22 protein-coding genes are annotated in these 23,709 nt (G+C 67.6%); 8 read left to right on the top strand and 14 right to left on the bottom strand.

Going from position 1 to position 23,709, the window contains the following annotated elements; genetic code table 11:
• Positions 1 to 64 precede the first annotated feature (64 nt).
• From RM543_RS15085 to RM543_RS15070, 4 genes are all read right to left on the bottom strand, one after another.
• Positions 65 to 253: a DUF4169 family protein gene (locus tag RM543_RS15085; protein ID WP_311693073.1), complete on the bottom strand. Its 189-nt coding sequence runs from the start codon at positions 251 to 253 to the stop codon at positions 65 to 67.
• Positions 254 to 257: 4 nt separating this feature from the next.
• Positions 258 to 1,655, bottom strand: a complete 1,398-nt coding sequence (gene fumC / locus RM543_RS15080; protein WP_311693071.1) for a class II fumarate hydratase — start codon at positions 1,653 to 1,655, stop codon at positions 258 to 260.
• A gap of 119 nt (positions 1,656 to 1,774) precedes the next feature.
• On the bottom strand, positions 1,775 to 2,257 hold the full coding sequence (locus RM543_RS15075) for an SspB family protein (protein ID WP_311693069.1): 483 nt from the start codon (positions 2,255 to 2,257) through the stop codon (positions 1,775 to 1,777).
• A 160-nt stretch (positions 2,258 to 2,417) separates the two neighbouring features.
• Positions 2,418 to 2,864 (bottom strand): iron-sulfur cluster assembly scaffold protein, encoded by a 447-nt coding sequence (locus RM543_RS15070; protein WP_311693067.1) that lies wholly within the window; start codon positions 2,862 to 2,864, stop codon positions 2,418 to 2,420.
• Between the two features lie 63 nt (positions 2,865 to 2,927).
• On the opposite strand from RM543_RS15070, the gene hisI reads away from it, so the two are divergent.
• A complete protein-coding gene (gene hisI / locus RM543_RS15065; protein WP_311693065.1) occupies positions 2,928 to 3,287 on the top strand; it encodes a phosphoribosyl-AMP cyclohydrolase in 360 nt (119 codons plus the stop codon).
• Between the two features lie 4 nt (positions 3,288 to 3,291).
• Here the strand turns inward: hisI and gluQRS are convergent, their stop codons facing one another.
• From gluQRS to map, 7 genes are all read right to left on the bottom strand, one after another.
• The gene (gene gluQRS / locus RM543_RS15060; protein WP_311693063.1) at positions 3,292 to 4,158 is read right to left on the bottom strand and encodes a tRNA glutamyl-Q(34) synthetase GluQRS; all 867 of its coding nucleotides are present in this window, start codon (positions 4,156 to 4,158) and stop codon (positions 3,292 to 3,294) included.
• Positions 4,155 to 5,513, bottom strand: a complete 1,359-nt coding sequence (trmFO, locus tag RM543_RS15055) for a methylenetetrahydrofolate--tRNA-(uracil(54)-C(5))-methyltransferase (FADH(2)-oxidizing) TrmFO (RefSeq protein WP_311693061.1) — start codon at positions 5,511 to 5,513, stop codon at positions 4,155 to 4,157. The genes gluQRS and trmFO overlap by 4 nt, the downstream gene beginning before the upstream one ends.
• 144 nt (positions 5,514 to 5,657) lie before the next feature.
• Positions 5,658 to 6,938, bottom strand: a complete 1,281-nt coding sequence (locus tag RM543_RS15050; protein ID WP_311693059.1) for an OmpP1/FadL family transporter — start codon at positions 6,936 to 6,938, stop codon at positions 5,658 to 5,660.
• Between the two features lie 173 nt (positions 6,939 to 7,111).
• Complete coding sequence (locus RM543_RS15045; protein WP_311693057.1) at positions 7,112 to 8,131, bottom strand: glycosyltransferase family 2 protein; 1,020 nt, start codon at positions 8,129 to 8,131, stop codon at positions 7,112 to 7,114.
• Between the two features lie 8 nt (positions 8,132 to 8,139).
• On the bottom strand, positions 8,140 to 9,093 hold the full coding sequence (locus tag RM543_RS15040; protein WP_311693055.1) for a glycosyltransferase family 8 protein: 954 nt from the start codon (positions 9,091 to 9,093) through the stop codon (positions 8,140 to 8,142).
• 140 nt (positions 9,094 to 9,233) lie between these two features.
• A complete protein-coding gene (guaA, locus tag RM543_RS15035) occupies positions 9,234 to 10,838 on the bottom strand; it encodes a glutamine-hydrolyzing GMP synthase (protein WP_311693053.1) in 1,605 nt (534 codons plus the stop codon).
• A gap of 144 nt (positions 10,839 to 10,982) precedes the next feature.
• Positions 10,983 to 11,732 (bottom strand): type I methionyl aminopeptidase, encoded by a 750-nt coding sequence (map, locus tag RM543_RS15030; protein ID WP_311693051.1) that lies wholly within the window; start codon positions 11,730 to 11,732, stop codon positions 10,983 to 10,985.
• A 185-nt stretch (positions 11,733 to 11,917) separates the two neighbouring features.
• On the opposite strand from map, the gene RM543_RS15025 reads away from it, so the two are divergent.
• Positions 11,918 to 13,444, top strand: coding sequence for a trimethylamine methyltransferase family protein (locus RM543_RS15025; protein WP_311693049.1), 1,527 nt, complete (start codon positions 11,918 to 11,920; stop codon positions 13,442 to 13,444).
• A gap of 40 nt (positions 13,445 to 13,484) precedes the next feature.
• Here RM543_RS15025 and RM543_RS15020 read toward each other — a convergent pair whose 3' ends face one another.
• The gene (locus RM543_RS15020) at positions 13,485 to 13,811 is read right to left on the bottom strand and encodes a DUF6477 family protein (protein WP_311693047.1); all 327 of its coding nucleotides are present in this window, start codon (positions 13,809 to 13,811) and stop codon (positions 13,485 to 13,487) included.
• Between the two features lie 214 nt (positions 13,812 to 14,025).
• Here RM543_RS15020 and RM543_RS15015 point away from each other — a divergent pair, with 214 nt between their 5' ends.
• Positions 14,026 to 15,186, top strand: coding sequence for a DUF6456 domain-containing protein (locus tag RM543_RS15015; protein ID WP_311693045.1), 1,161 nt, complete (start codon positions 14,026 to 14,028; stop codon positions 15,184 to 15,186).
• Between the two features lie 22 nt (positions 15,187 to 15,208).
• Here RM543_RS15015 and RM543_RS15010 read toward each other — a convergent pair whose 3' ends face one another.
• Together RM543_RS15010 and acnA are read right to left on the bottom strand one after the other, a co-directional pair.
• Positions 15,209 to 15,688, bottom strand: coding sequence for a GNAT family N-acetyltransferase (locus tag RM543_RS15010; RefSeq protein ID WP_311693043.1), 480 nt, complete (start codon positions 15,686 to 15,688; stop codon positions 15,209 to 15,211).
• A gap of 83 nt (positions 15,689 to 15,771) precedes the next feature.
• On the bottom strand, positions 15,772 to 18,564 hold the full coding sequence (acnA, locus tag RM543_RS15005) for an aconitate hydratase AcnA (RefSeq protein ID WP_311693041.1): 2,793 nt from the start codon (positions 18,562 to 18,564) through the stop codon (positions 15,772 to 15,774).
• A 244-nt stretch (positions 18,565 to 18,808) separates the two neighbouring features.
• Here acnA and RM543_RS15000 point away from each other — a divergent pair, with 244 nt between their 5' ends.
• From RM543_RS15000 to fabZ, 5 genes are all read left to right on the top strand, one after another.
• Positions 18,809 to 19,525 carry a DUF1223 domain-containing protein gene (locus RM543_RS15000; protein WP_311693039.1) on the top strand — a complete coding sequence of 239 codons (717 nt, stop codon included), beginning with the start codon at positions 18,809 to 18,811 and terminating at the stop codon, positions 19,523 to 19,525.
• A 112-nt stretch (positions 19,526 to 19,637) separates the two neighbouring features.
• Positions 19,638 to 19,799 carry a hypothetical protein gene (locus tag RM543_RS14995; protein ID WP_311693037.1) on the top strand — a complete coding sequence of 54 codons (162 nt, stop codon included), beginning with the start codon at positions 19,638 to 19,640 and terminating at the stop codon, positions 19,797 to 19,799.
• 278 nt (positions 19,800 to 20,077) lie between these two features.
• Positions 20,078 to 22,468 (top strand): outer membrane protein assembly factor BamA, encoded by a 2,391-nt coding sequence (gene bamA, locus RM543_RS14990; RefSeq protein WP_311693035.1) that lies wholly within the window; start codon positions 20,078 to 20,080, stop codon positions 22,466 to 22,468.
• Positions 22,468 to 23,160, top strand: a complete 693-nt coding sequence (locus RM543_RS14985) for an OmpH/Skp family outer membrane protein (protein ID WP_311693033.1) — start codon at positions 22,468 to 22,470, stop codon at positions 23,158 to 23,160. Before bamA ends, RM543_RS14985 begins: the two co-directional genes overlap by 1 nt.
• A gap of 65 nt (positions 23,161 to 23,225) precedes the next feature.
• Positions 23,226 to 23,708, top strand: a complete 483-nt coding sequence (gene fabZ / locus RM543_RS14980; protein WP_311693031.1) for a 3-hydroxyacyl-ACP dehydratase FabZ — start codon at positions 23,226 to 23,228, stop codon at positions 23,706 to 23,708.
• Position 23,709 lies beyond the last annotated feature (1 nt).

Here is a 23,709-nt window from a genome sequence, read left to right as displayed (position 1 = left end):
CGGCACGGACGACCGGGTGACATGTGGCCACCATGCACATGGGTGATGCAGGGGCGCCGCAATTTCACTCGGGGTCATCCTCCCGTTTCCCGGCATCGTGGGCCCGCCCCGCGCGTTCGTTCTCGGCGCGCGCGGCTTCCTTCCGGGCCTTGGGCAGGCCGTGGAAAGCGGCGTTCCGATCCGCCGCCTCCTTCTTCTCTGCCCGGGCCCGCGCCTTGCGGACCCGGTTGAGGTTCACCGGCACATCCGCCATGGGCTCAGGCCTTCTTCGGGCCGACCATGTTTTCGGGCCGCACCACCGCGTCGAACGTCGCCTCGTCCACGAAGCCGAGCGCGACGGCCTCTTCGCGGAGCGTCGTGCCGTTCTTGTGAGCGGTCTTGGCGACCTTGGTGGCGTTGTCGTACCCGATCTGCGGCGCAAGGGCGGTGACGAGCATGAGGCTCTCGCGCATCAGCTTGTCGATCCGGCCCTCGTCGGCCCGGAGCCCGTCCACGAGATTGTCGGTGAAGGCGACGGCCGCATCGCCCAGAAGCTGCATCGACTGCATCACGTTGTAGGCCATCATCGGCTTGTAGACGTTCAGCTCGAAATGCCCCTGTGAGCCGGCAAACCCGACGGCGGCGTCATTGCCCATGACGTGGGCGCAGACCTGCGTCAGCGCCTCGCATTGCGTGGGGTTAACCTTTCCGGGCATGATCGAGGAGCCCGGTTCGTTCTCGGGCAGGATCAGCTCGCCAAGGCCGCAGCGGGGGCCGGAGCCGAGAAAGCGGATGTCGTTCGCGATCTTGAAGAGCGAGGCCGCGACGGTCTTGAGGGCGCCTGACATCTCGACCATCGCGTCATGCGCGGCCAGCGCCTCGAACTTGTTGGGCGCGGTGACGAAGGGCAGGCCGGTGATCCGGCCCATGCGTTCGGCCACCTCTTCGGCCCAGCCCTCTACGGTGTTCAGACCGGTGCCGACCGCGGTGCCGCCTTGTGCCAGCTCGTAGATCCGCCCGAGCGCACCCTCGACGCGGGCGATCCCCATGCGGACCTGATGCGCATAGCCGGAGAATTCCTGCGCCAGCGTCAGCGGCGTCGCGTCCTGCGTATGGGTGCGGCCGATCTTGATGATGCCGTCGAAGGCGGAGACCTTGGCCTCGAGGGCCGTCGCCAGCTTCTCAAGGCCCGGCAACGTCACGTCCCGCGCCATCATCGCCGTGCCGATATGCATGGCGGTGGGGAAGGTGTCGTTGGACGACTGGCCCATGTTGCAGTGGTCGTTGGGGTGGACCGGATCCTTCGAGCCGATCGTGCCGCCCAGCATCTCGATCGCACGGTTCGCGATCACCTCGTTGGCGTTCATGTTCGACTGGGTGCCGGACCCGGTCTGCCAGACGACGAGGGGAAAGTTGTCATCGAGCTTGCCGTCGATGACTTCCTGCGCGGCGTTCTGGATCGCCTCGCCGATGTCCTTCGGAAGCTTGCCGCTTGCCGTGTTCGTTTCGGCGCAGGCCCGCTTGATCACGCCCAGGGCCCGCACGATGGCGACGGGCTGCGTCTCCCAGCCGATGGGGAAATTCCTGAGCGAGCGCTGCGTCTGAGCGCCCCAGTACTTGTCGCCGGGAACTTCGAGCGGGCCGAAGCTGTCGGTCTCGGTGCGGGTCTCTGCCATGGCGTCCTCCGAATGGGTCGCCCGGGGGTTTACCCGCAGGAGCGTGGCAGGGCAACGCACCCCGCCACCATGCGGGCGCTAACAGCACCCATGCGGGCGCGGACGACGCCCGCGCCGGGTCAGGTCTTCCGGAAGCTGTCGAGCCGGACCACCTCGGCGTCGCCCTTCGGCGCCTCCTCCTCGACGGAGCCGTCGGAGAAGGCGGCCTCGTCCACGAACTCGTCCTCCTCGTCGTCGTCGTTCGCGGCATCCTGCGTCTCGAACCGCAGGCCGAATTCGACGGAGGGGTCCACGAAGGTGCGGATCGCCTCGAACGGGATGTAGAGCGGCTCCGGGCTGTCGCCGAAATTGAGCGTGATGTAGAACCCGTCTTCGGTCACCTCGAGGCCGGAGAACCAGTGCTGGATGACCACGGTCATGTCAGCAGGGTACCGCTGGCGCAGCCAGTCGGCGACCTCGGTGTCGGGATGGCCGGTGTCGAAGGTGATGAAGAAATGATGCTCGCCGGGCAGCCCGCCCGAGGCCACGTCCCGGAGGACCTGTCGGATGAGGCTGCGCATCGCCTCGTGCATCAGGTGCCCATATTCAATGGTGCGCGACATCTGGTATCCCGGAAATTGCGGCGCCGCAGAAATCGGCGTCACGTCCAACATAAGAGATTCGAACCGGAATGACAGCCCCCGCCGCCGGGGCAGTCTTTCCCATGAAACGGGCAATCTTGCGCCGGAGCGCGCACGGATAATCCCGGGTCTCTCTTTCGTCTCAGGCGGCGCTCTCGACCGTCGCCATCGCGTCCGCCGCCGCCTCGAAGACCAGCAGGATCGAGGCGTGCCGGTTCTTGAAGTCCCGCGCCGGAACCAGCGCTTCCAGCCCATCGAAGGGGGCATCCGGCACCGGGCCATCCTCCTTCAGCATGGCGCGGAGCTGGTCCCGCCCGCGCTCGATCTGCTCCCGCGTGGTTCCGATGGCGGATTTGCCGAACACCGCCGAGGACGCCTGGCCGAGCGCGCAGGCCTTCACGTCCAGCCCCAGCTCCGTCACCCGGCCCGCCTCGGAGACCACGTCCACCGTCACGGTCGAGCCGCAGAGGGGCGAGCGTTTCTTGACACTGGCCTCCGGCGCGTCGAGCCTGCCGACGTTCGGGATGTCGGCGGCAAGGGCGAGGATACGCCCGGAATAGAGCTTGACGAGATCGGTGTCGGTGGTCATTCGGAGCCTTCCTGCGCTGGTCCGACAGATAGCCATGCGCGCGAGGAATTCAAAGGAGCCTTGATGTCCTTCGATGCCGAAACGCTGCGCTACGATGCCGCCGGTCTTCTTCCCGTCATCGCCCAGGAAGCCACCACCGGCGAGGTCCTGATGCTCGCCTGGATGAACGCCGAGGCCGTGCGCCGGACGCTGGAGACCGGACGCGTGACCTATTGGTCCCGGTCGCGTCAGGATTTCTGGATCAAGGGTGAGACATCGGGCCACACGCAGGAGCTGGTCGAGCTGCGGATCGATTGCGACCGGGACTGCCTCCTCGCCGTCGTGCGCCAGACCGGTCCGGCCTGTCATACCGGGCGCCGCAGCTGCTTCTACACCGGTATCAATGCCGGCGAGGAACTGGAGCTATTGAAGCCGGAGGTTTGACCGCTCAGAGCCCGATGAGCGCGCGCATCTCGCCGGCGCTCATCCCAGCCTCGCGGTAGGCACAGATCGCGCGGGCATCGTCCCGCTTGGCGAGCCGCTTGCCTGCGTCGTCCCGGATCAGCCGGTGATGGAAATAGGCGGGGCGCGGCAGGCCGAGCAGGATCTGCAAGAGGACGTGGATCGGCGTCGCCTCCGCGAGGTCCTGTCCGCGCACGACGCAGCTCACGCCCTGGGCCGCATCGTCCACCACGACGGCAAGGTGGTAGGACGCGTCCCATCCGCGCCGCGACAGGACAACGTCCCCGACCTCCTCCGTCATCTGCCGGCACGTCGCGATCCGGGGCCCCGGCGCCTCGCCATGCTCCTCGAACCGGGCCGTCCCGGCACGCTCCATCGCCAGCCCGATGTCGAGCCGCAATGCCTCGTGCCATGGGACGGGCCCGGTCCGGGGTGCCCCGCGACAGGTGCCGGGATAGACGATCCCGTCCGGCCCGATCAGCGGATCGCCCCCTTCCTGCGGCGCGCGCGCAGCGGCGCGGATGTCCTTCCGGCGACAGGTGCAGGGATAGAGAAGGCCCGCATCCCAGAGCTGCTGGAGGGCGCCCCGGTAGGCTGCCCCGCGCTCCGACTGACGCATCACCGGCTCCGGCCATGACAGACCGAGCCAGGAAAGGTCCTCAGCGATGAGCGCCTCGAAGGCGGGCTTCGAGCGCTCCCGATCGAGATCCTCCAGCCGGAGCAGGAAGCTGCCGCCGCGCTCCTTTGCCATCTCGAAGGCAAGCCCCGCCGAATAGGCATGACCAAGATGCAGCGGCCCCGTGGGCGAGGGCGCGAAGCGGGTCACGAACGCCGCCCCCTCGGGCAGGCTCATGCCGGGGCCGTCACCGGTGCCGTCGTCTCCAGCCAGTCCGCCCACGCCGCCTTGGCACGGTCGGTATAGGCCTTGTAGCGCTCGCGGCGCCCCTTGCGGCCCCCCTTGGCATCGATCGGGGGGAAGAGCCCGAAATTGACGTTCATCGGCTGGAACGTCTTCGCCTCGGCGCCACCGGTGATGTGGCTCAGAAGAGCGCCCATCGCGGTGACATGCGGCACCTCCGGCAGGGTGCGCCCCGCCAGTTCCGCCGCGGCCAGACGCCCCGCGAGAAGTCCCATCGCGGCGCTTTCGACGTAGCCCTCGACGCCGGTGATCTGACCCGCGAAGCGCAAGTGAGGCGCCGATCTCATCCGCATCTGCGAATCGAGCAGCGTCGGCGAGTTGAGGAACGTATTGCGATGGATGCCGCCGAGCCGGGCGAAGCGCGCTTCCCCGAGCCCGGGGATCATGCGCAGGACCTCGTTCTGCGCGCCGTAGCGCATCTTCGTCTGGAACCCGACGATGTTGTAAAGCGTGCCGAGCGCGTTATCCCGCCGGAGCTGGACGACGGCATAGGCCTTTTCGTCCGGCTTGTGCGTGTTCGTGAGGCCGATGGGCTTCATCGGTCCGAAGCGCAGTGTCTCCCGCCCGCGCGCGGCCATCACCTCGATGGGCAGGCAGCCATCGAAATAGCCCGCCGTCTCGCCCTCGTGGAATTCGGTGACGTCGGCGGCGAGGAGCGCGTCGATGAAGGCCTCGTATTCGTCCTTCGTCATCGGGCAGTTGATATAGGCGCGGCGCTCCTCCTCGGTCTCGCCCTTGTCGTAGCGGGACTGGCGCCAGGCGACGTCCATGTTGATGCTGTCGGCATAGACGATGGGCGCGATGGCGTCGAAGAAGGCCAGTGCCTCCTGGCCGGTATGGCGGGCGATGTCCTCTGCAAGCGTGCCCGAGGTCAGCGGGCCGGTGGCAACGATGACGGGCCCGTCGGTGGGAAGCGCGGCGATCTCGCCTGCCCGGATCTCGATCAGGGGGTGCGCCTTCAACCGCTCGGTCACGCCGGCGGAGAAGGCATCGCGATCGACCGCGAGAGCGCCGCCAGCGGGGAGACTGTGCAGGTCGGCCATCTCCATCAGGAGCCCGCCCGCCTGCCGCATCTCCCAATGAAGCAGGCCGACGGCGTTGCTCTCGTCGTCGTCCGAGCGGAAGGAGTTGGAGCAGACCATCTCGGCAAGGTTGCCGGTGCGATGGGCGAAGGTGCCCGTCTGGGGCCGCATTTCGTGCAGGACGACGGAGATGCCGGCGCCCGCGGCCTGCCAGGCGGCTTCGGAGCCGGCCATGCCGCCGCCGATGATATGAAGGGTCTGTGTCATGCCCCGCATCTAGGACGACGCGCGCCGGGACGCAAAGGGCAACGTGACGGGGCGCCGAACTTTCAGGTCCGGCGCCCCTTCATCTTTTCTCGATTACCCCGGCGCGCCATACGCGATGGCGGCGGGCTTGGGGTCGGGCATTTCTCAGAAGGCGAAGCCGATCCGCATGCCGACCGAGAGCGCGGTGCTGTCGCGGAACTCGGCGCGGGCCACGTCGGGCGTGCCGGTCTCGGCGGTCGCGTCGCCGAGCCAAGCGTAGCGCACCCCGCCCGCAAGCGTCACGCCGCCGTCGAGATCGTAGGAGCCACCGATGGCGATGGCCTTCTGGCCGCGCGTGGGCGCAAGCGGGGAGACGAGCTCGTCGTCCCCGGTCTCGGGCTCGTAGGTGAAGGAGGCCTGCGCGGCGAACTGTTCGGTGAAGCGGCGGCCGACGCCGATCGTGTACGTCCAGGTATCGTCCAGATCCACGAGCCCGCCGCCGGTCAGGTCCTCGAAGTTCTCGGGGTTGATCTGGAACTCGGACCATTCCGCCCAGCGGATCGAACCGAAGACCAGAGTGTCCTCAGCGACGCCCGACTGGAAGTCGATGTTGACCGATTGCGGTGTCTTGACCTCGGTGGTCGAGGAGCCGCTGAGGGCAGCGGCCGCGCCGGCCGCGACGCCTGCGCCTGCGCCCGGGGGCGTCCCCGGCGCGCCGACGAGGGTCGTCCCCACGCCGGTCAGCGGAGCGGTGTTGTAGCTTTCGGTCGTGTCGAAATCGTGCTCGATCTCGGTGCTGTAGGTGAGGGCGACGCGCAGCGCGATCGCCGGGATCTCGTAGGCGCCGCCGATGACGTAGCCGACAGACGTGTCGTCCTCGAGTTCGACGTTGTAGCCGTTCACGGGGCCGTAGGACGTCCCGCGCAGGGAGATGTCACCAGAGGCGCGCTGGACGCGGATACCACCATGCGCGGACCAGTTATCGTCGAAGGCGTAGCGCAGGAGCGCGGTGAGAGAGGAGCTGTCGGCCTTGGCCCGCGTCCCGCCGAGTTCCGTCGTCGAATTGTCGCCCGAATAGGCGATGTCCGCCCCGAACGCCTCGTCGAAAAGGAGCGCGCCGGAGATGGTGCTGTTGAACTGCCACTTGATGCCGGCGCCGACGGTGTTGAAGCTCTCGCCCACGTCGTCGTACTCGGTCCCGCCGTCGATCGCGTTCTGCAGCAGCGGGAAGCCCCCGGTGGCGGGGCTTGCGGGCGCGAGGCCGGTGGCGTCCGTGCCCAGACCCTCGCCGTTGAGGTCGGGATTCGTGCGGGAGAAGGAGAGCTCGGCATAATTGCCTTCGCTGAACAGCAGGCCGATGGGCTGGCCGGTGCGGTCAAGTCCGCCGGCATGGGCCGCAGTGGATGCCAGTGCAATGATGGACGCCGTCGCTAGGTACCTGGTCATGGTGCTCTCCCTCCCAAGAGACGCCGGCGGGCCCGGTCGGAACCGCTCGGTCTACGATGGCCAAACCTGCTCTGCGGGCGAATTTCGGTCAAATCGGACGCTGGGTCACATCCTGTACGCTGGGTAAGTTGCGACGCTTTTGCCACAGGCCCGCCCGCTACGTCAGCGATGGATCAGGGCAGGCCGAGGAGGTTGCCGCTCTTGCGGAGCGCCGCGATATCGCCTGCATCCTTTGAGATCCGGCACGCGAAGCCCTCGCCGGTCTCGCTGAGCGCGGCGAGGAGGGCGGAGAGCTGGTGATATTCCGACGAGCCCTTCGCATAGGCGCCGCTTTCGAGCGCGTAGGAAACCCGAGACCAGAGGGCCGGCGTGAAGCGGTAATGAAGGATCGGCAGCAGCATCCGGCCCGACATGGGCACGGTGGCCCTGTGGGAATGCAGGAACATGTCCTCCGGCCCGAACTTCGCCAGCGTCGGCTTGTGGAGGGTCAGGTCGGTCAGCGTCCGCACGCCCCTGATCCGCGCATCGAGCCGCCTCCGCAGCGGCGGGCGGGGGGCGAGGCCGTGGCGTGCATAGAGACGCATCCGCGCGCCGGCATAGGCGACCTTGGGTGTCCCGCCGTCCGATTGGAGATGCAGGTGCCGCCGCGCATCGAAGAGCCAGCGCCCCTCCTGGACGCCCTTCGCGGCGGGAGCGCCCGGGCCCAGCTCCTCGAGCCGCTCGGGATAGACATCGAGCATGACGCCCCAGGCGCCCCGTACGCCCTCCGCCTCGAGCCGCGACGCGACGCCCGGAAGGGTCGTCCCCTCCGGCAGGGCGATGAACTCGTCGAGATCCGCCTGAAGCGCCCACCTGCCGACGCAGAACCGCCGCATCAGGATGGACCGCCACAGATGCATCCGCCGAAGGTGCCCGGCCTTGAGCCGCGGGTCGATGGCGAGGCCGTCCACCGGATCTCCGTAGCGGCCCCGGGCGCGCAGGAGCATCACGTCATGCTGCGCCCCGAGATATTCGGCTGAGCCGTCATCCGAGCGGTCGTCGACCACGATGAAGCGATCCGCGCCGATCTTGCGGTAGTGATCGAGAAAGGCGGGCAGGAAGTACATCTCGTTGCGCATCACCGCGATGACGGTGAAGCCGGGCGCGCCTTCCAGGCCTGCGCCAGAGACCACGCTCAGATCATCGTGGCTCATCAGGGACATCACTCGCCCCCCGAGACGGTGGCCGGAGGGAAGTCGAGCGGGTGGCCGAGACTTGCTTCGGTTCGCTCCCGCGCCGCCCGGAACTCCCGCCAGAACATCGCCCGCATGCGCCGCTCGCGCGGCTTCGTCAGCAGATGCAGGCGAACCGGCGCCGTGGGGGAGTGCCAAGGCTTCTCGAAGCCCGTGAAGTGGCAGATCGCGGGATCGGTCCGGCTTTCCCTGAACCTGTCGCGCAGCTCGGGGGGGAGGGCGCGCCGGTCCGTCCGCGGATTGCCCCAGCCGCTGTTCCAAGTCGGGTCCAGCAGGTGGATGCGGCCGGCGAAGACCACGTTGATCCAGTCCTGATCGCGGGACGTGACCCGCGCCGTCGCCTCGATATCGCCCATGAGCGCGTCGAGGCCCTCCGCCCGGATGCGCGGCAGATCGAGCAGCATGACGCCGGAATTGACGTAGGTGCTCATATCGAGGCCACCCATCCGGTCCGATCGCCTGGCGATCTTCGCTGCCGCCTCCCGGGCAGCGCGGCCCCTCGCCGGTGCCGCGAGGGCCGCGGTCACGCCCGGTGCGAGACAGGCCGCGAGACAGGCGCCCTCGATATTCGTTTGCCACAGTGGCGTCAGATCCTTGCGGACGATGGTGTCTCCATCGAGATAGAGCACCGGACCGTCATGGAGCGCAGGGAGCAGAAGCCGTGCCCGCGCGGCGAGCGGCAATCGCCCCCGCGGCAGATGCGCAAAGGCCGAGAGGTCCACCGGCCGGACCTCGATCTTGGCCCCGAACGCCTCGGCAAGCGTCCTTGCATCGCTTTCGAGCCGATCCGGCGGCCCGGTGGGATGAAGCGACACCCGAACCGGGCCGGGCGTCCGCTCGAGCGCCGTGAGGAGGGACACGAGCGTGCACCCCTCGAAGGCGGGATCGAAGAAGTAAACGAGATGAGGAGCGCCCCGTGTCATGCGGGGGGCCTCACATCCGATAGGGGCTGACGCGCCGGCCCGTGTCCGTCCAGACCGAGGGCGCAAAGGGTACGGGGCCACTCGAGCGGGCGGGCGTGTCGTGCGGGCTCAGTGGCGGAGGTTTCCGGTCCCATGCCGCCTCATTCCCATTCGATGGTTCCCGGGGGCTTCGAGGTGACGTCATACGTCACGCGGTTGATGCCGCGAACCTCGTTGATCAGCCGGGTGGCGGTCTCGCCGAGGAAGTCGTGCGTAAAGGGATAGTAATCCGCCGTCATCCCGTCGACGCTCGTGACCGCACGGAGCGCGCAGGCGAAGTCGTAGGTGCGGCCGTCGCCCATCACGCCCACGGTGCGCACGGGCAAAATGGCCACGAAGGCCTGCCAGATCTCGTCGTAGAGGCCGTGCTTGCGAATCTGGTCGATGAAGACGGCATCGGCCTCCCGCAGGATCGCGAGTTTCTCGCGGGTGATCTCTCCGGGGCAGCGGATCGCGAGGCCGGGGCCGGGGAAGGGGTGGCGGCCGATGAAGCTCGGCGGCAGGCCGAGCTCGCTGCCAAGGGCGCGGACCTCGTCCTTGAAGAGCTCGCGCAGGGGCTCGACCAGCTTCAGGCCCATCTTCTCCGGCAGTCCGCCGACATTGTGGTGCGACTTGATCGTGACGGAGGGGCCGCCGGAAAACGAAACGCTCTCGATCACGTCGGGATAGAGCGTGCCCTGGGCCAGGAACTCCGCGTCGCCGGCCTCGGCCACCTTGTCCTGGAAGACGTCGATGAACAGCCGGCCGATGGTCTTGCGCTTGATCTCGGGGTCGGACTCGCCGTCGAGCGCGGTCAGGAAGCGATCCGATTCCTCGGCGACGATCAGCGGGATGTTGTAGTGGTCGCGGAACATGGTGACCACTTCCTCGGCCTCGCCCTTGCGCAGAAGGCCGTGGTCGACGAAGACGCAGGTGAGGCGGTCGCCGATCGCCTCGTGCAGAAGAACGGCGGCGACGGAGCTGTCCACGCCACCCGAAAGGCCGCAGATGACCCGCCCCTCGCCGACCTGCTCGCGGATCTTAGCGATGGCCTCGTCGCGATAGGCCGCCATGGTCCAGTCACCGGTGAAGCCCGCGAGGCGGACGAAGGCGGAGAGGAGGGCCCGGCCGCGGGGGGTATGATGCACCTCGGGGTGGAACTGGACGCCGTAGAAGTGCCGTGCGCGGTCGGCGACGATCGCGAAGGGCGCGCCGGGGGAGGTGGCAAGCACCTCGAACCCGGTGGCAAGCTCGGCCACGTGATCTCCGTGGGACATCCAGACCTGTTCGTCTCCTCCCTCGAACCAGCCGTCGAGGAGCGGATCGCGAAGGTCCGAGGCGGTGACGCGGGCGCGGCCGAACTCGGCCGAATGGTCGCCGCGCTCGACCCGTCCGCCGAGCATCTGGGTCATGACCTGCTGGCCGTAGCAGATACCGAGGATCGGCACGCCGAGCTCGAATATCTCCTGCGGCGGTCGTGGGCTGTCCGCGTCCGGAACCGAGGCCGGACCGCCCGACAGGATGACAGCCTGCGGGGCGAAGCGGGTGAGGAAGTCCGGCGTCATCGCGTTGAAGGGATGGATCTCGCAATAGATGCCGAGTTCGCGCAGACGGCGGGCGATGAGCTGCGTCACCTGGCTGCCGAAATCGACGATCAGCATGTTCTGGTGACGGGTGGCGGCGTCCTCGGCCCTCTCGGGCGCGGCGGAATTCTCAAGCTGGGTCATGTCCGCCCGATTAGGGCGCCGCGACGCGGCGCGCAAGAGGCACGGGCGGTGACGGGACCGTACTCGGGAGGGAACCGGTCCCGGCCTGGTGGTCGCGCGGCTTCGGCGAGGGTCTTCCGAAGAAAGCTGCCCCCCGGGGGGCGCTCAGCCGGGCAGGGTCAGCGTGATCGGCCCGCGGTCCGTGGCGACGACGGTATGCTCGTACTGGACCGCCGGCGCGGCGGGTTCGCCGTAGAGCGTCCAGCCATCATCTCCGCTCGTCGCCCAGAGGGCGCCGCGGGACAGGAAGGGCTCGACCGTGAGGACGAGGCCCTTGGTGATGCGTCGGCGCTCGGAGCGGGTCGGCCAGGTCGCGATCTCCTCGGGATATTCGTGCAGCGCCCGTCCGATGCCGTGGCTCGCGAGGTTCCGGATCAGGGTGTAGCCGCGCTCGGAGGCGAACGTGCCGATCGCCTCGCCGATGGCGGCGAGGGGGCGGCCGGCGCGGACCTGGCCCATTCCGATCTGCCGCGCGCGTTTGCCGTCCCGGCAGAGCCGATTGAGGGAGGGGGCGAGCTTTCCCATCCCGAAGGTGGCGCCAGTGTCGGCGTAATAGCCGTCCTTAGACGCGGAGACGTCGATGTTCACCAGATCGCCTTCCGCGATGACGCGGTCTCCGGGAATGCCGTGGGCAACCTGCTCGCCGACGCTGATGCAGGTCGCGCCGGGGAAATCGTAGCTCGTCCGCGGGGCGGAGAGGGCGCCTTCGCGCTCGAGCATCTCGGAGCCGATCCCGTCCAGCTCCCGCGTGGTCATGCCGGGCTCCATCGCGGTGGCCATGGCCTGCATCGTGTCGGCGACGATCCGGCCGATGATCCGCATCGCGTCGAGCTCGTCCTGATGTTCTATCGTCATGGTCCGCCTTCGTTGCTCGCGCCGGCCGTCGGGGCCATGCGCTTCTTGCAGCCCGGCGCGGGGAAGTCACGCTCCCCCGGTCGGGCAGATGTCGCTTTTCCGCGCGGCGGCGGCGCAAACGCTCCAAATGCAGCCTGCCGCCTAGGTTAGGAACGAAGTCGACCGAGGCCAAGGAGGCGCAGCCCATGTCCGAGACCGCAACGCGCCGCAGGGGCGGCGGAGGCGCCGCACGCCGCGCCGAGCGCACGGCCGTGCGTTTCGACTGCGCGGGCTACATCACGCGCAAGGTCCCGGATCTGGACTACCACCCCGAAGAGGCGCTCGCGGTCATCGAGGCGAATGCCGACACGGTCCTGCAGGAGATCGGCGTCGTCTTCTCGGAGAACCCGAAGGCCCTGGAGCGCTGGCGCGACGCCGGTGCGGACGTGCAGGGCGAGCGGGTGCGCATCCCGAAGGGGCTGGCGCGGAAGCTGTGCGAGACGGCGCCGGGGGAATTCGAGCAGATCGCGCGCAACCCGGATCGGAACGTGCGGATCGGTGGGCGGAATCTCGTTCTGGCGCCGGTCTACGGGCCGCCCTTCGTGCGGGACGGCCATGGCGGCCGGCGCTACGCGACGATGGAGGATTTCCGCACCTTCGTGAAGCTCGGCTACATGTCCAAGTGGTTGCATCACTCGGGCGGGACGGTCTGCGAGCCGACCGATATCCCGGTGGCCGAGCGGCACCTGGACATGCTGATGGCGCATATGACGCTGTCGGACAAACCCTTCATGGGATCGGTCACGGATCCGTCGCGGGCGGCGGATTCGGTGGCCATGGCGGACATCCTCTTCGGCGGGCTGAACGGGCGGACGGCGATGACGTCCCTCGTCAACATCAACTCCCCGCTGACCTTCGACGCCACGATGATGGGCGCGCTCGAAACCTATGCCGAGGCGATGCAGGCCTGCATCGTCTCCCCGTTCATCGTCGGCGGCGCGATGGCGCCCGTCTCCACCATTGGCACGCTGACGCAGGTCCTCGCCGAGGTGATGGCGGGGGTCGCCTATTCGCAGCTCGTGAAGCCCGGCGCACCGGTGATATTCGGCGCTTTCGTGACGTCGATCGACATGAACTCGGGCGCGCCCACCTTCGGCACCCCCGAGGCCGCGCAGGTGACCTACGGGGCGGGACAGCTCGCCCGGCGCCTTGGCCTGCCGTTCCGCTCGGCCGGGGGCTTCACCGGCTCCAAGCTGCCGGACGCGCAGGCCGGCTACGAGAGCGCCAACTCGCTGAACATGGGCCTTTTGTCGGGCGTGAACTTCATGCTCCACGCCTGCGGTTGGCTGGAAGGCGGGCTCGTTGCGAGTCCGGAGAAGTTCATCATGGACGCCGACCAGCTCGGGACGCTGCACAAGCTCGCAGGCGGCGCGCCGCACGACGAGGGGGCGCAGGCGATGGACGCGCTGCGCGAGGTGGGGCCGGGGGGGCATTACCTCGGCTGCGCCCATACACAGGCCAATTACCGCGACGCCTTCTGGCGCACCGAGGTTCTGGACTACAAGCCGTTCGAGACCTGGGACGAGGAAGGCGGACGGGACACGATGGCCCTCGCCACCGCGCGCCTCGAGAAGATGATTGGCGATTACGTGGCGCCGCCACTCGACGCCGCGCTGGCCGAGGAGCTCGAGAACTTCGTCGCCCGGCGCCGCGGAGAGCTCGCCGAGAGCTGAAAAGGTCCGGCCGGGCGCGAAATGCCCGGCCGCCTCACGATCAGATCGCGCCGGCTCGCTCCTGCGGGCCTTCGGCGGCAGGCGGCGGGGTTCGGCCCATGAGCCGGGCCTCCGCGGTGAGCGCGATCATCACGTCGACATGGCGCAGGGGCGAGTAGGCCGCGTCTCGGCGGCAGCGCACCTCTTCAAGCACAGCTTCCTCGGCAAGAAGCCGGCCGAGCGCGGCTTCGGAGCCGGGCACGTCCTCCTCGCCGAACAGGCGCGGCAGGTCGCGGCGGCGATCATAATCCTCGGCCCCGATCCGCGCGGCCCTCACGAGAAGGGACGGGCGGCGAAGCGTGGCGATGGCGTCATGCAGCGTGGTCATGGTCGTTCTCCCCAGGGACAGACACACGCATAGGCTGATCCGATTTCCGACGACGTTGCGCGCCCGGCGGTGGAACCGCTCGGACGCACAATGAAAAGTTTGCATATTGCGAACAAATTTCTCCTTAAGGCGCTAAAGTTCCTATAATGGAAACAGTAACCCTGAGGTTGAATCAGCGGGGTGGATGGCGCGCCAACGGGAAGGAGGAGCCGGCATGAGGTGCAATGACGAGATCTGTTCCGCTCTGCCGAGTCCCGCCTGGGTGCCGCCGGCGGCGTGCGAATATCTTGCGCATACCGAGATGGGCTTGCCGATTCGCGCCCTCGCGAGGCAGCTCGGTTGCCATCCTTCGACGGTGATGCGGCGGATAAGGCGTTACGAGCTGCGCCGGGACGATCCGCTGGTGGACGAAGCGCTCACGTATCTGGGGGCGCTCTGCTGTGCTCCCGTGACGGCGGTGTCCCGGGCCGAAACCGGGAATGAGACCGACGAACCTGTGGGGAGACGTAACATGACCATTCTGTTCAAGCCCGAAGCGGAACTGTGCGACGAGGTGACCTTGCAGAAGGAAGGCTGCCGTATCCTGCGACGTCTGACGGAGACCGGGGCCATCCTCGTCATCGCGGTCGGCATGGAGAAGGCGGCGGTCCTGCGCCAGGCGAGCGACGGGCAGACGACGCGGATCGCAACGCTGGACCGCTCCGTCGCGCAGGCCTTCGCGCTCAAGGACTGGATCTCGGTGGTGCAGGACGGGAAGGTCACGACCTACCGCATCACCCATGCCGGACGCTCCGCACTGAAAAGGATGCTGGCCGGAGCGGAGCGCGCGCGGACGGGACTGGCCGAGGCGCAGACCCCGTTCGCCGCACAGCACGGGGATTGGTCCGAGACCGACATCGAGGATGAGGACAGCCCGGGCAAGCGCCGCCGGGTGCGCTACAACATGGCCGAGAGCCCCGTCGTCGCGCTGTCCCGGCGGCGGGACAAGGATGGCACCCCGTTCCTCGCGCCGGACCTCGTGGCCGCGGCGGAGCGCCTTCGCGAGGATTTCGAGCTGGCGCAGATGGGGCCGCGGGTGACGCAGAACTGGGAGCGGTTCCTGACCGCCGGCGTCCGCGGTGGCCCGGGTCATGCCCAGCAGGCGAACGGACCGCAGGGCGCGCGGGAACGCGTGGCGCTGGCGCTGAGGGATCTGGGGCCGGGCCTCGGGGACATGGTACTGCGCTGCTGCTGCTTCCTCGAGGGGCTGGAGGCGACGGAGAAGCGCATGAACTGGTCGGCCCGGTCCGGCAAGATCGTGCTTCGCATCGCCCTGATGCGCCTCGCCCGGCACTACGAGGACACCTACGGCAAGGGCGGCGCGCTGATCGGGTGATCGGGGGCCCGGGGCGGGACGGTCAGCCGCACTCCGCCGGGAGCTTTTCCATGCGAAAGCGCGTCAGCTCCACGTCCCTGCGCTCCACCGTTTCCCCGGCGATCACGCGCCAGCCGTTCGCCTCGAAGAAGGGGCGGGCGGCCTTGCTTGCGAAGGTCCGGAGCGGCGAGGCGCCGTTCTCCGCCGCCCAGGCTTCGCAGGCTTTCAGCAGATGACGGCCGATGCCCTTTCCGGCGCAGGAGGGCATGACGAAGGCCAGATCGACGAGACCGTCTCCGTCGATCGTCATCAGGCCGACGGTCTCCTCGCCCTCCACGGCGACGAAGCCCTCTTGAGCGGCCATGCGGGCCTTCCAGTGATCGAGGTCGATGGTGTCTCCCGCCCAGGCCCTGCGCTGCTCGGAGGTATAATGCGCGCGCGTCCCGTCGTGGATCGCGCAGAAGAAGATCCGCCCGGCATCGTAGTAGTCGTCGGGTGCGAGCGGCCTGATCCTGACATCCAATTCGGCTCTCCGTTTCGGTATTGGAAACAAAAAGGGTGCGGCCTGAACCGCACCCTTTTCATCGTTTCTAGACGTCGTCCGACTCAGGCGGCAGACGCGTTCGCCGCGAGGCTGCGCAGAACGTAGTGGAGGACGCCGCCGTTCTTGACGTAGTCGATCTCGACTTCCGTATCGATCCGGCACTTCACCTCGATCTCCTTCTCCGTCCCGTCGGGATAGGTGATCCGGGCCTTCAGCATCGCTGCCGGCTTCAGATCGGGATCGGAGAGGCCCTCGATATCGAAGGTCTCGTCGCCGGTCAGGTTCAGCGAGGCGCGGGTGTCGCCTCCGGTGAACTCGAACGGGACGACGCCCATGCCGACGAGATTGGAGCGGTGGATACGCTCGAAGCTCTCGGCAATGACCGCCTTCACGCCCAGAAGCGCAGTGCCCTTGGCCGCCCAGTCGCGGGAGGAGCCGGCGCCGTACTGCTCACCGGCGACGATCACGAGCGGAATACCCTGCTCCTGGTAGGCCATCGCCGCATCGTAGATCGGCATCTGCTCGCCGTCCGGCCCCTTGGTGAACCCGCCTTCCACGCCGTCCAGCATCTCGTTGCGGATGCGGATGTTGGCGAAGGTGCCCCGCATCATCACCTCGTGGTTGCCGCGCCGCGAGCCGAAGGAGTTGAACTCCCGCGGGGCGACCTGGCGATCGGTGAGGTATTTGCCCGCCGGGGTTTTCTCCTTGAAGGAGCCCGCCGGGGAGATGTGGTCCGTGGTGACCATGTCGCCGAGGATCGCCATGACGCGGGCGCCCTTGACGTCATCGATGGTGCCGGCTTCCGGGCTCATGTCCTGGAAGTAGGGCGGGTTCTGGACGTAGGTCGACGTGGACGGCCAGTCATAGGTCAGGTTGTCCGTGGTCTCGACCGAGCGCCACTTCTCGTCACCCTCGAAGACGTCGGCATACTTCTCCTGGAAGCTCTCCCGCGTCACGGTCTTCTCGACGAGGTCAGCGATCTCCTGCTGGCTCGGCCAGAGGTCCGCCAGGAAGACGTCCTTGCCGTTCTGGTCCTGACCGATGGGCTCCCGCGTGATGTCGATGTTCATGTCACCGATGAGCGCGTAGAGCACCACGAGCGGCGGGGAGGCGAGGTAGTTCGCACGCACGTCGGGGCTGATCCGGCCCTCGAAGTTGCGGTTGCCGGACAGGACGGAGACCGCGATCAGGTCGTTGTCGTTGATCGACTTGCTGATCTCGGGCTCCAGCGGGCCGGAATTGCCGATGCAGGTCGTGCAGCCGTAGCCGACGAGGTTGAACCCGAGCGCATCGAGATCCTCCTGCAGACCGGCGGCCTCCAGATAGGCGGAGACGACCTGCGAGCCGGGCGCGAGGGACGTCTTGACCCAGGGCTTGCGGTCGAGGCCCATTTCCCGCGCCTTTCGGGCCACGAGGCCCGCGCCGATCATGACGTACGGGTTCGAGGTATTGGTGCAGGAGGTGATCGAGGCGATCACGATCGAGCCGTCGTGAAGCTGGTAATGCCCGTCTTCGGTCTGCACGAAACCGCGCTTGTGATGGCCCTGGTCGCCCGGGATGTCTTGCGGTTCGGGGGAGCCGCCTTCGCCTTCCCAGCGGACCTCGGAGCGCTCGGAGGTGTCCTTGCCCTCGCGCTGACCTCGGATGTACTCGTGGAACGCCGTCGCGGCGTCGTCGAGCGCGATGTGATCCTGCGGACGCTTGGGGCCGGAAATGGCCGGCACGACGGTGTCCATGTCGAGCTCGAGCGTGTCGGTATAGACCGGCTCGTAACCCGGCTCCCGCCACATGCCCTGCGCCTTGGCGTAGGCTTCGACGAGCGCGATGGTGTCCTCGTCGCGGCCGGTCTGCTCGAGGTAGCGCAGGGTGACCTGGTCGATCGGGAAGAAGCCGCAGGTGGCGCCGTATTCGGGGGCCATGTTGCCGATGGTGGCGCGGTCCGCCAGCGGAACGGTGTCGAGGCCGTCGCCGTAGAATTCGACGAACTTGCCGACCACGCCCTTCTCGCGCAGCATCTTCACCACGCGCAGCACGAGGTCCGTCGCGGTGGTGCCTTCGCGCATCTTGCCGGTCAGCTTGAAGCCGATGACCTCGGGGATGAGCATGGAGATCGGCTGGCCGAGCATGGCCGCCTCGGCCTCGATGCCGCCGACGCCCCAGCCAAGGACGGCCGCGCCGTTGACCATGGTGGTGTGGCTGTCGGTTCCGACGAGGGTGTCGGGATAGGCGACGAGCTTGCCGTCCTGATCCTTGTCCGACCAGACGGTCTTGGCGAGGTACTCGAGGTTCACCTGGTGGCAGATGCCGGTGCCCGGCGGAACGACCCGGAAGTTGTCGAACGCCTTCTGACCCCACTTGAGGAAGGTGTAGCGCTCGATGTTCCGCTCGTACTCGCGGTCCACGTTCATCTGGAAGGCGCGCGGGTTGCCGAACTCGTCGATCATCACCGAGTGGTCGATCACGAGGTCGACCGGGCTGAGCGGGTTGATCTGCTCGGCATCGCCGCCGAGACCCACGATACCGTCACGCATGGCGGCGAGGTCGACCACGGCCGGAACGCCGGTGAAGTCCTGCATCAGCACGCGCGCGGGGCGGTAATTGATCTCGCGGCTCGATTTGCCGCCGTTCTCGGCCCAGTCTGAGAAGGCCCTGATGTCGTCCTCGGACGCGGTGCGGCCGCCATCCTCGAAGCGCAGGATGTTCTCCAGCACGACCTTCAGGGCGGAGGGAAGGCGCTTGAAATTGCCAAGCCCCGCTTCTTCGGCCGCGGGGATGGAGTAGTAATCGTAGGATGTTCCTGCGGCGTCCAGCGTCTTGCGGGTCTTCGCGGTATCCTTGCCGACATTGATTGTCATGGGGGGCTGCCTTCCTCTGCCAAGGGGTTGCTCGCCGCCGTCAATGTAACACGCGGCAGCGCTGTTCAAGGGTCCTATACGCGCGATCGCCCGGAATGTATACCGTGGTATGCATCATTTTGACCGTCCGGCCGCGTGACTTGCGCAACACCTCGCGACCTATCGCAGAACCTTGATTGGCCGGGTCCGGCACGTCAGGACTAGGAAGAGGGCCTCAAACCGAAGCCGCGGGACGCATACCAACATGGCACTTCCCAGACGACGCCTGATCGCATCGGCGCTCGCCGTAGCGATGACGGTCCTGCCATCCCTGTCGTCCGCGGACGATTCGCGTGTTCTGGTCGAGCTCTATACGTCCCAGGGCTGCGCGTCCTGCCCGCCGGCGGACGAACTCCTGCACCGGCTGGCGGACCAGGAGGACGTTCTCGCCCTGTCACTTCACGTCGATTACTGGGACTACATCGGCTGGAAGGACAGCTTCGCGAGCCCGGCCTTCACGGCGCGGCAGAAGGAGTATGCCCGCTCTGCCGGCTCGCGCAGTATCTACACGCCCCAGATGATCGTGGACGGAACCGAGCATATCGTCGGCTCCCGCCCGATGGAGGTCGCCGGCGCGATCGAACGCCGCCGCGCCGGGCAGGATCTCGATATCGGCGCGACCCGCAGCGGATCCGATCTGCGGATTGCGGCCCCGGTGCCGGAAGGTGGCGTCGTGTCGGGCCCCTATGACATTCACCTCGTGACGTGGACGCCGCAGGAAACGGTCGACATCGCCCATGGCGAGAACAGCGGGATGAGCATAACCTACACCAATATCGTGACCTCCTGGACCACGCTGGAGCAGTGGCAGGGCGACGCGCCGCTGTCTCTCGATGTGGCAGCGCCGGAGGAGGCGCATGCGGCGGTGATCGTCCAGGTGGCCGGGCACGGCGCCGTCGTCGGCATCGCCGAGCTCGACTGATCCCGAAGGGGCAGGGCGCCCCCTCATCCCCCGGGCGTCATCCTCCTGCCTCATTTGAGCCGCAAAGAAGCTCCAGCCTGATACGGTAACAACCGTCCATCAGGTGCGCGCGATGCTGTCCCGATCCGCCAGTTCCTTGTCGGCAACGACCCTCTTCGAGCTCAATCGGGACATCGCGGTCTACCTGGTCGTGGTCGCGGCAGCGATCGGCACCGCGGCGGGCGTCGGCCTGCTGCTCTTCGACACCGGCGCGTCTCCCTCGTCCGTCGGTTGAGCGGGAGGGCAGGGCGGGACGAGACCCTCTCCCACCTTCGCCTCGCTCTGCCTCCCGCTGGAGGGGCGTCCGCCCTCGGGCGCCCCTTTCCCTGTCGGATCCGACGGACGGCCTGCGCCGCGCCGGCCCCCCCGACATCGTGCTCGGTGCGGGGCCGTCAGGTCTCGACCGGCGATCCTCCGCTGCCGTCTCATCAAGGGCTTTCCAGTTTTGACAAGGCTAGCGGTTGCCGGTAGCTAGAGCGCAAATAATGACGATGCCTTCGGGGGGCAGTGGCTATGATTGATCCGGCTCGGACGGATACGGGGCGCGTGGCCCCCTTCTCCATGATGCGCAAGCACTGGTCCCGCCTTTCGTCGACCTGCGCGGTCGCCTGCCTGACGGTGTCGCTCGCCGTGACACCGGCCGGCGCGCAGAGCTACCAGTTCAGCACCATCGACGTTCAGGGCAACGAACGCGTGGATGACGCGACCGTCGCCTCCTATACCGGCATCGGCCGGGGCCAGACGGTCAGCGGCGGCGCTCTCAACGATGCCTATCAGGCGCTCCTGCAAAGCGGCCTCTTCGAAAGCGTCGATCTCGTTCCGCAGGGATCGACCCTCGTGATTCGCGTTCAGGAATGGCCGACGGTCAACGTCATCTCCTTCGAGGGCAACCGCCGTATCGACGACGAGCAGCTGGGTGCGATCGTCGAATCCCAGACCCGCCGTGTCTTCAGCCCGGCCCAGGCCGAGCGGGATGCAGCCGCCATCGCCGAGGGCTACCGCCAGTCCGGCCGCCTCGCGGCCTCCGTCGAGCCGCGTGTCATCCGCCGGGACAACAATCGCGTCGACCTCGTCTTCGAGATCACCGAGGGCCGCGTCTCCGAGATCGAGCGGATCTCCTTCGTCGGCAACGATGACTATTCCGACCGTCGCCTTCGCCGCGTTCTCGGCACCAAGCAGGCGGGCCTCTTCCGCCGCCTCGTGCAGCGCGACACGCTCGTCGAGGAGCGCCTCGCGTTCGACCAGCAGGTCCTGCGCGATTTCTACCTCTCCCGCGGCTATGTCGACTTCCGCATCCTGTCCCTCAACAACGAGGTAACGCGGGATCGCGGCGCGGTTCTCACGACCTACAACATCCAGGAAGGCCAGCAATTCCGCGTCGGCGGTGTGTCCGTGTCGTCCGAGATCGAAGGCCTGGACACGTCCGGCTTCCGCGAGGCCGTGCGGCTGAAATCAGGCGTGGTCTATTCCCCGGCGCAGATCGAGAACGATATCGCCCGGCTCGAGACGCTCGCCTCCCGGCAGGGTCTCAACTTCATCCGCGTCGACCCGCGCATCACCCGCAACGACCGCGACCTGACGCTCAACGTCGAGTACGCGATCACCCGCGGCGAGCGCATCTTCGTCGAGCGGATCGATATCGAGGGCAACACGACGACCCTCGACCGGGTCATCCGGCGGCAGTTCGACACCGTCGAAGGCGATCCGTTCAATCCGCGCGAGATCCGCGAGGCCGCCGAACGGATCCGCGCCCTCGGCTTCTTCGCCAACGCCAATGTCGAGGCCCGCGAGGGCACGTCGGCCGATCAGGTGATCGTGGATGTCGACGTCGAGGAACAGCCCACCGGCTCGCTGGGCTTCGGCGCGAGCTATTCCACCAACAGCGGCGTCGGCTTCAACATCTCCTTCGCCGAGCGCAACTTCCTCGGACGCGGGCAGTCCCTCTCGGTCGATCTGAACACCACCGGCGCCACCCGCGCCTTCGGGTTCGACTTCACCGAACCGGCCTTTCTCGGCCGTGACGTCGCCGCGGGCCTCTCCGCCTACTACCGCGAAAGCGACAACGACAACGCCCGGTACAACACCCGCCGCGCCTCGTTCTCGCCCTCGCTGAGTTTCCCGGTGTCCCTGAGCACCCGCCTCGGCGTCCGCTTCGACGTGAATTACGGCGAGGTCTTCGGCGTCGATCAGGGGTTCCCCGAGGATAGCGACGATCCGGACGACACCGGCTCCTCCGCCATCCTTCGGGCGGAAGAGGACCTCGGCGAGCAATACGCCTTCTCGCTCGGCTACACGGTGGCCTACAGCAACCAGCGCGTCAGCCTCGATCCCAACATGCTCTATCAGCTGCGCTTCAGCCAGGATTTCGGCGTGCGCGACGAGGCGACCTTCATCAAGACGGAAATGCTGGCTCGCGCGCGGAAGGCGTTCCCGAACCCTGACGTCAACTTCCTCGCCGAGTTCGAGGCCGGCGTCCTGGCCTACGAGGGTGGCGACAGCCGGATCATCGACCGCTTCACGCTGAACGGAAAGATGCGCGGCTTCGAGCCGAACGGCGTCGGCCCGCGCGATCTGAACGTGTCCAACGAGGATGCGCTCGGCGGCAATATCTACGCCGTCGCCCGCTTCGAGGCCGACTTCCCGCTCGGACTGCCGGAGGAATACGGCATCGCCGGCGGCGTCTTCGCCGATGTCGGCTCCGTCTGGAGCCTCGACAATACCGGCGGCGGTCCGGACGGTGACCAGGAGGTCGACGACGGCTTCGCGCTGCGCTCGGCGGCCGGTGTCGCGCTCTTCTGGGACACGCCCATCGGTCCGCTTCGGTTCAACTTCTCCCGGCCGATCCAGATGGAGGATTACGACGAGGAGCAGAACTTCGAGCTGACCGTCTCGACCCGGTTCTGATGGGTCGTCGCCTGACAGCGGGGGCGGCCCTCGTGGCCGCCGCTTGTCTTCCCCTCGCTGCCGCCGCGCAGGAGGGAGAGGCCGCCATCCCCCGTCCGCAGCAGGGGCCGCTGCAGGATCAGACTGTCGTCATCGCGCCCTTCCTGACCCTCGATCAGGACGAGCTCTTCGACGAGTCCCTCTACGGCCAGCGCATCGAGGCGGAGATCGAAGACGCCTCCGCTGCCCTGGCCGAGGAAAATCGCGAGATCGAGGAGGAGCTGACCGCCGAGGAGCAGCGCCTGACCGAGCTGCGTAGCCAGCTCGATGCGGACGAGTTCCGGCGCCTTGCCGATGCCTTCGACGCGAAGGTCGTCGACCTGCGACGTCGGCAGGACACCAAGACCAGGACGCTGCAAGCGCGACGCGATCAGGAGCGGCAGGCCTTCCTGCAGCGCATCCTGCCGGTCTTGTCCGAGCTCGTGCGCGAAAGCGGCGCCGTCGCCATCCTCGACAGCCGCGCCGTTTTTCTCTCCTCGGAGAGCATCGACGTCACCGACGCGGCGCGCCGCCGGATCGACAGGGATCTCGGCGACGGCGCGGACCTGCCGCCCGTGACAGGCGATGTTCCGAAGAGCGGCGACAGCCTCGATCCCCCGCCGCAAGCGGAGGAGCCCTCGAGGATCGAGCTGCCCGCACGATCCGCGGACTGACCGCGACTTGCCGCGCCCGCGGTCCGGGTGCTAGTCAAGGCGCGGCCGATCCCAAGGAGCGAGTGATGGACCCCCAAACGACGCGCGAGGCCGATCTCGCTCTCATCCAGCGGATCATTCCGCACCGCTATCCCTTCCTGCTGGTCGACAAGGTGCGGGACATCGTTCCGAACGAAACGGCCGTCGGCATCAAGAACGTGACCTTCAACGAGCCGCATTTTCAGGGTCACTTTCCCGGCGCCCCGATCATGCCCGGCGTCACGATCATCGAGGCGCTCGCGCAGACCGCCGCGATCATGGTCGGCGTGTCCCTGGATCTCGCGGACAAGAACATGCTCGTCTACTTCATGGCGATCGACAAGGCGAAGTTCCGCCGCAAGGTCGTCCCCGGCGACGTGCTCGAGCTTGCAGTCACCGTCAAGCGCGGCGGCGGCAAGGTCTGGAAGTTCGAGGGCCGGGCGACGGTCGAGGGCGAGATGGCCGCCGAGGCCGAGTTCACCGCGATGATGGACATGCCGAAGGCGGATGCCGCCGGCGCGGAGGCCTGAT

The sequence above is a fragment of the Tropicimonas omnivorans genome, assembly GCF_031846565.1.
Taxonomy (GTDB): Bacteria; Pseudomonadota; Alphaproteobacteria; order Rhodobacterales; family Rhodobacteraceae; genus Tropicimonas_B; species Tropicimonas_B omnivorans.
This window is presented reverse-complemented; position numbering and strand designations above follow the sequence as displayed.

What these genes read in the sequence shown, in the direction of transcription:
- RM543_RS15085 (WP_311693073.1), bottom strand. Translation starts at nt 253, where the DNA reads ATGGCGGATGTGCCGGTGAACCTCAACCGGGTCCGCAAGGCGCGGGCC.
- fumC (WP_311693071.1), bottom strand. Translation starts at nt 1,655, where the DNA reads ATGGCAGAGACCCGCACCGAGACCGACAGCTTCGGCCCGCTCGAAGTT.
- RM543_RS15075 (WP_311693069.1), bottom strand. Translation starts at nt 2,257, where the DNA reads ATGTCGCGCACCATTGAATATGGGCACCTGATGCACGAGGCGATGCGC.
- RM543_RS15070 (WP_311693067.1), bottom strand. Translation starts at nt 2,864, where the DNA reads ATGACCACCGACACCGATCTCGTCAAGCTCTATTCCGGGCGTATCCTC.
- hisI (WP_311693065.1), top strand. Translation starts at nt 2,928, where the DNA reads ATGTCCTTCGATGCCGAAACGCTGCGCTACGATGCCGCCGGTCTTCTT.
- gluQRS (WP_311693063.1), bottom strand. Translation starts at nt 4,158, where the DNA reads ATGAGCCTGCCCGAGGGGGCGGCGTTCGTGACCCGCTTCGCGCCCTCG.
- trmFO (WP_311693061.1), bottom strand. Translation starts at nt 5,513, where the DNA reads ATGACACAGACCCTTCATATCATCGGCGGCGGCATGGCCGGCTCCGAA.
- RM543_RS15050 (WP_311693059.1), bottom strand. Translation starts at nt 6,938, where the DNA reads ATGACCAGGTACCTAGCGACGGCGTCCATCATTGCACTGGCATCCACT.
- RM543_RS15045 (WP_311693057.1), bottom strand. Translation starts at nt 8,131, where the DNA reads ATGAGCCACGATGATCTGAGCGTGGTCTCTGGCGCAGGCCTGGAAGGC.
- RM543_RS15040 (WP_311693055.1), bottom strand. Translation starts at nt 9,093, where the DNA reads ATGACACGGGGCGCTCCTCATCTCGTTTACTTCTTCGATCCCGCCTTC.
- guaA (WP_311693053.1), bottom strand. Translation starts at nt 10,838, where the DNA reads ATGACCCAGCTTGAGAATTCCGCCGCGCCCGAGAGGGCCGAGGACGCC.
- map (WP_311693051.1), bottom strand. Translation starts at nt 11,732, where the DNA reads ATGACGATAGAACATCAGGACGAGCTCGACGCGATGCGGATCATCGGC.
- RM543_RS15025 (WP_311693049.1), top strand. Translation starts at nt 11,918, where the DNA reads ATGTCCGAGACCGCAACGCGCCGCAGGGGCGGCGGAGGCGCCGCACGC.
- RM543_RS15020 (WP_311693047.1), bottom strand. Translation starts at nt 13,811, where the DNA reads ATGACCACGCTGCATGACGCCATCGCCACGCTTCGCCGCCCGTCCCTT.
- RM543_RS15015 (WP_311693045.1), top strand. Translation starts at nt 14,026, where the DNA reads ATGAGGTGCAATGACGAGATCTGTTCCGCTCTGCCGAGTCCCGCCTGG.
- acnA (WP_311693041.1), bottom strand. Translation starts at nt 18,564, where the DNA reads ATGACAATCAATGTCGGCAAGGATACCGCGAAGACCCGCAAGACGCTG.
- RM543_RS15000 (WP_311693039.1), top strand. Translation starts at nt 18,809, where the DNA reads ATGGCACTTCCCAGACGACGCCTGATCGCATCGGCGCTCGCCGTAGCG.
- RM543_RS14995 (WP_311693037.1), top strand. Translation starts at nt 19,638, where the DNA reads ATGCTGTCCCGATCCGCCAGTTCCTTGTCGGCAACGACCCTCTTCGAG.
- bamA (WP_311693035.1), top strand. Translation starts at nt 20,078, where the DNA reads ATGATTGATCCGGCTCGGACGGATACGGGGCGCGTGGCCCCCTTCTCC.
- RM543_RS14985 (WP_311693033.1), top strand. Translation starts at nt 22,468, where the DNA reads ATGGGTCGTCGCCTGACAGCGGGGGCGGCCCTCGTGGCCGCCGCTTGT.
- fabZ (WP_311693031.1), top strand. Translation starts at nt 23,226, where the DNA reads ATGGACCCCCAAACGACGCGCGAGGCCGATCTCGCTCTCATCCAGCGG.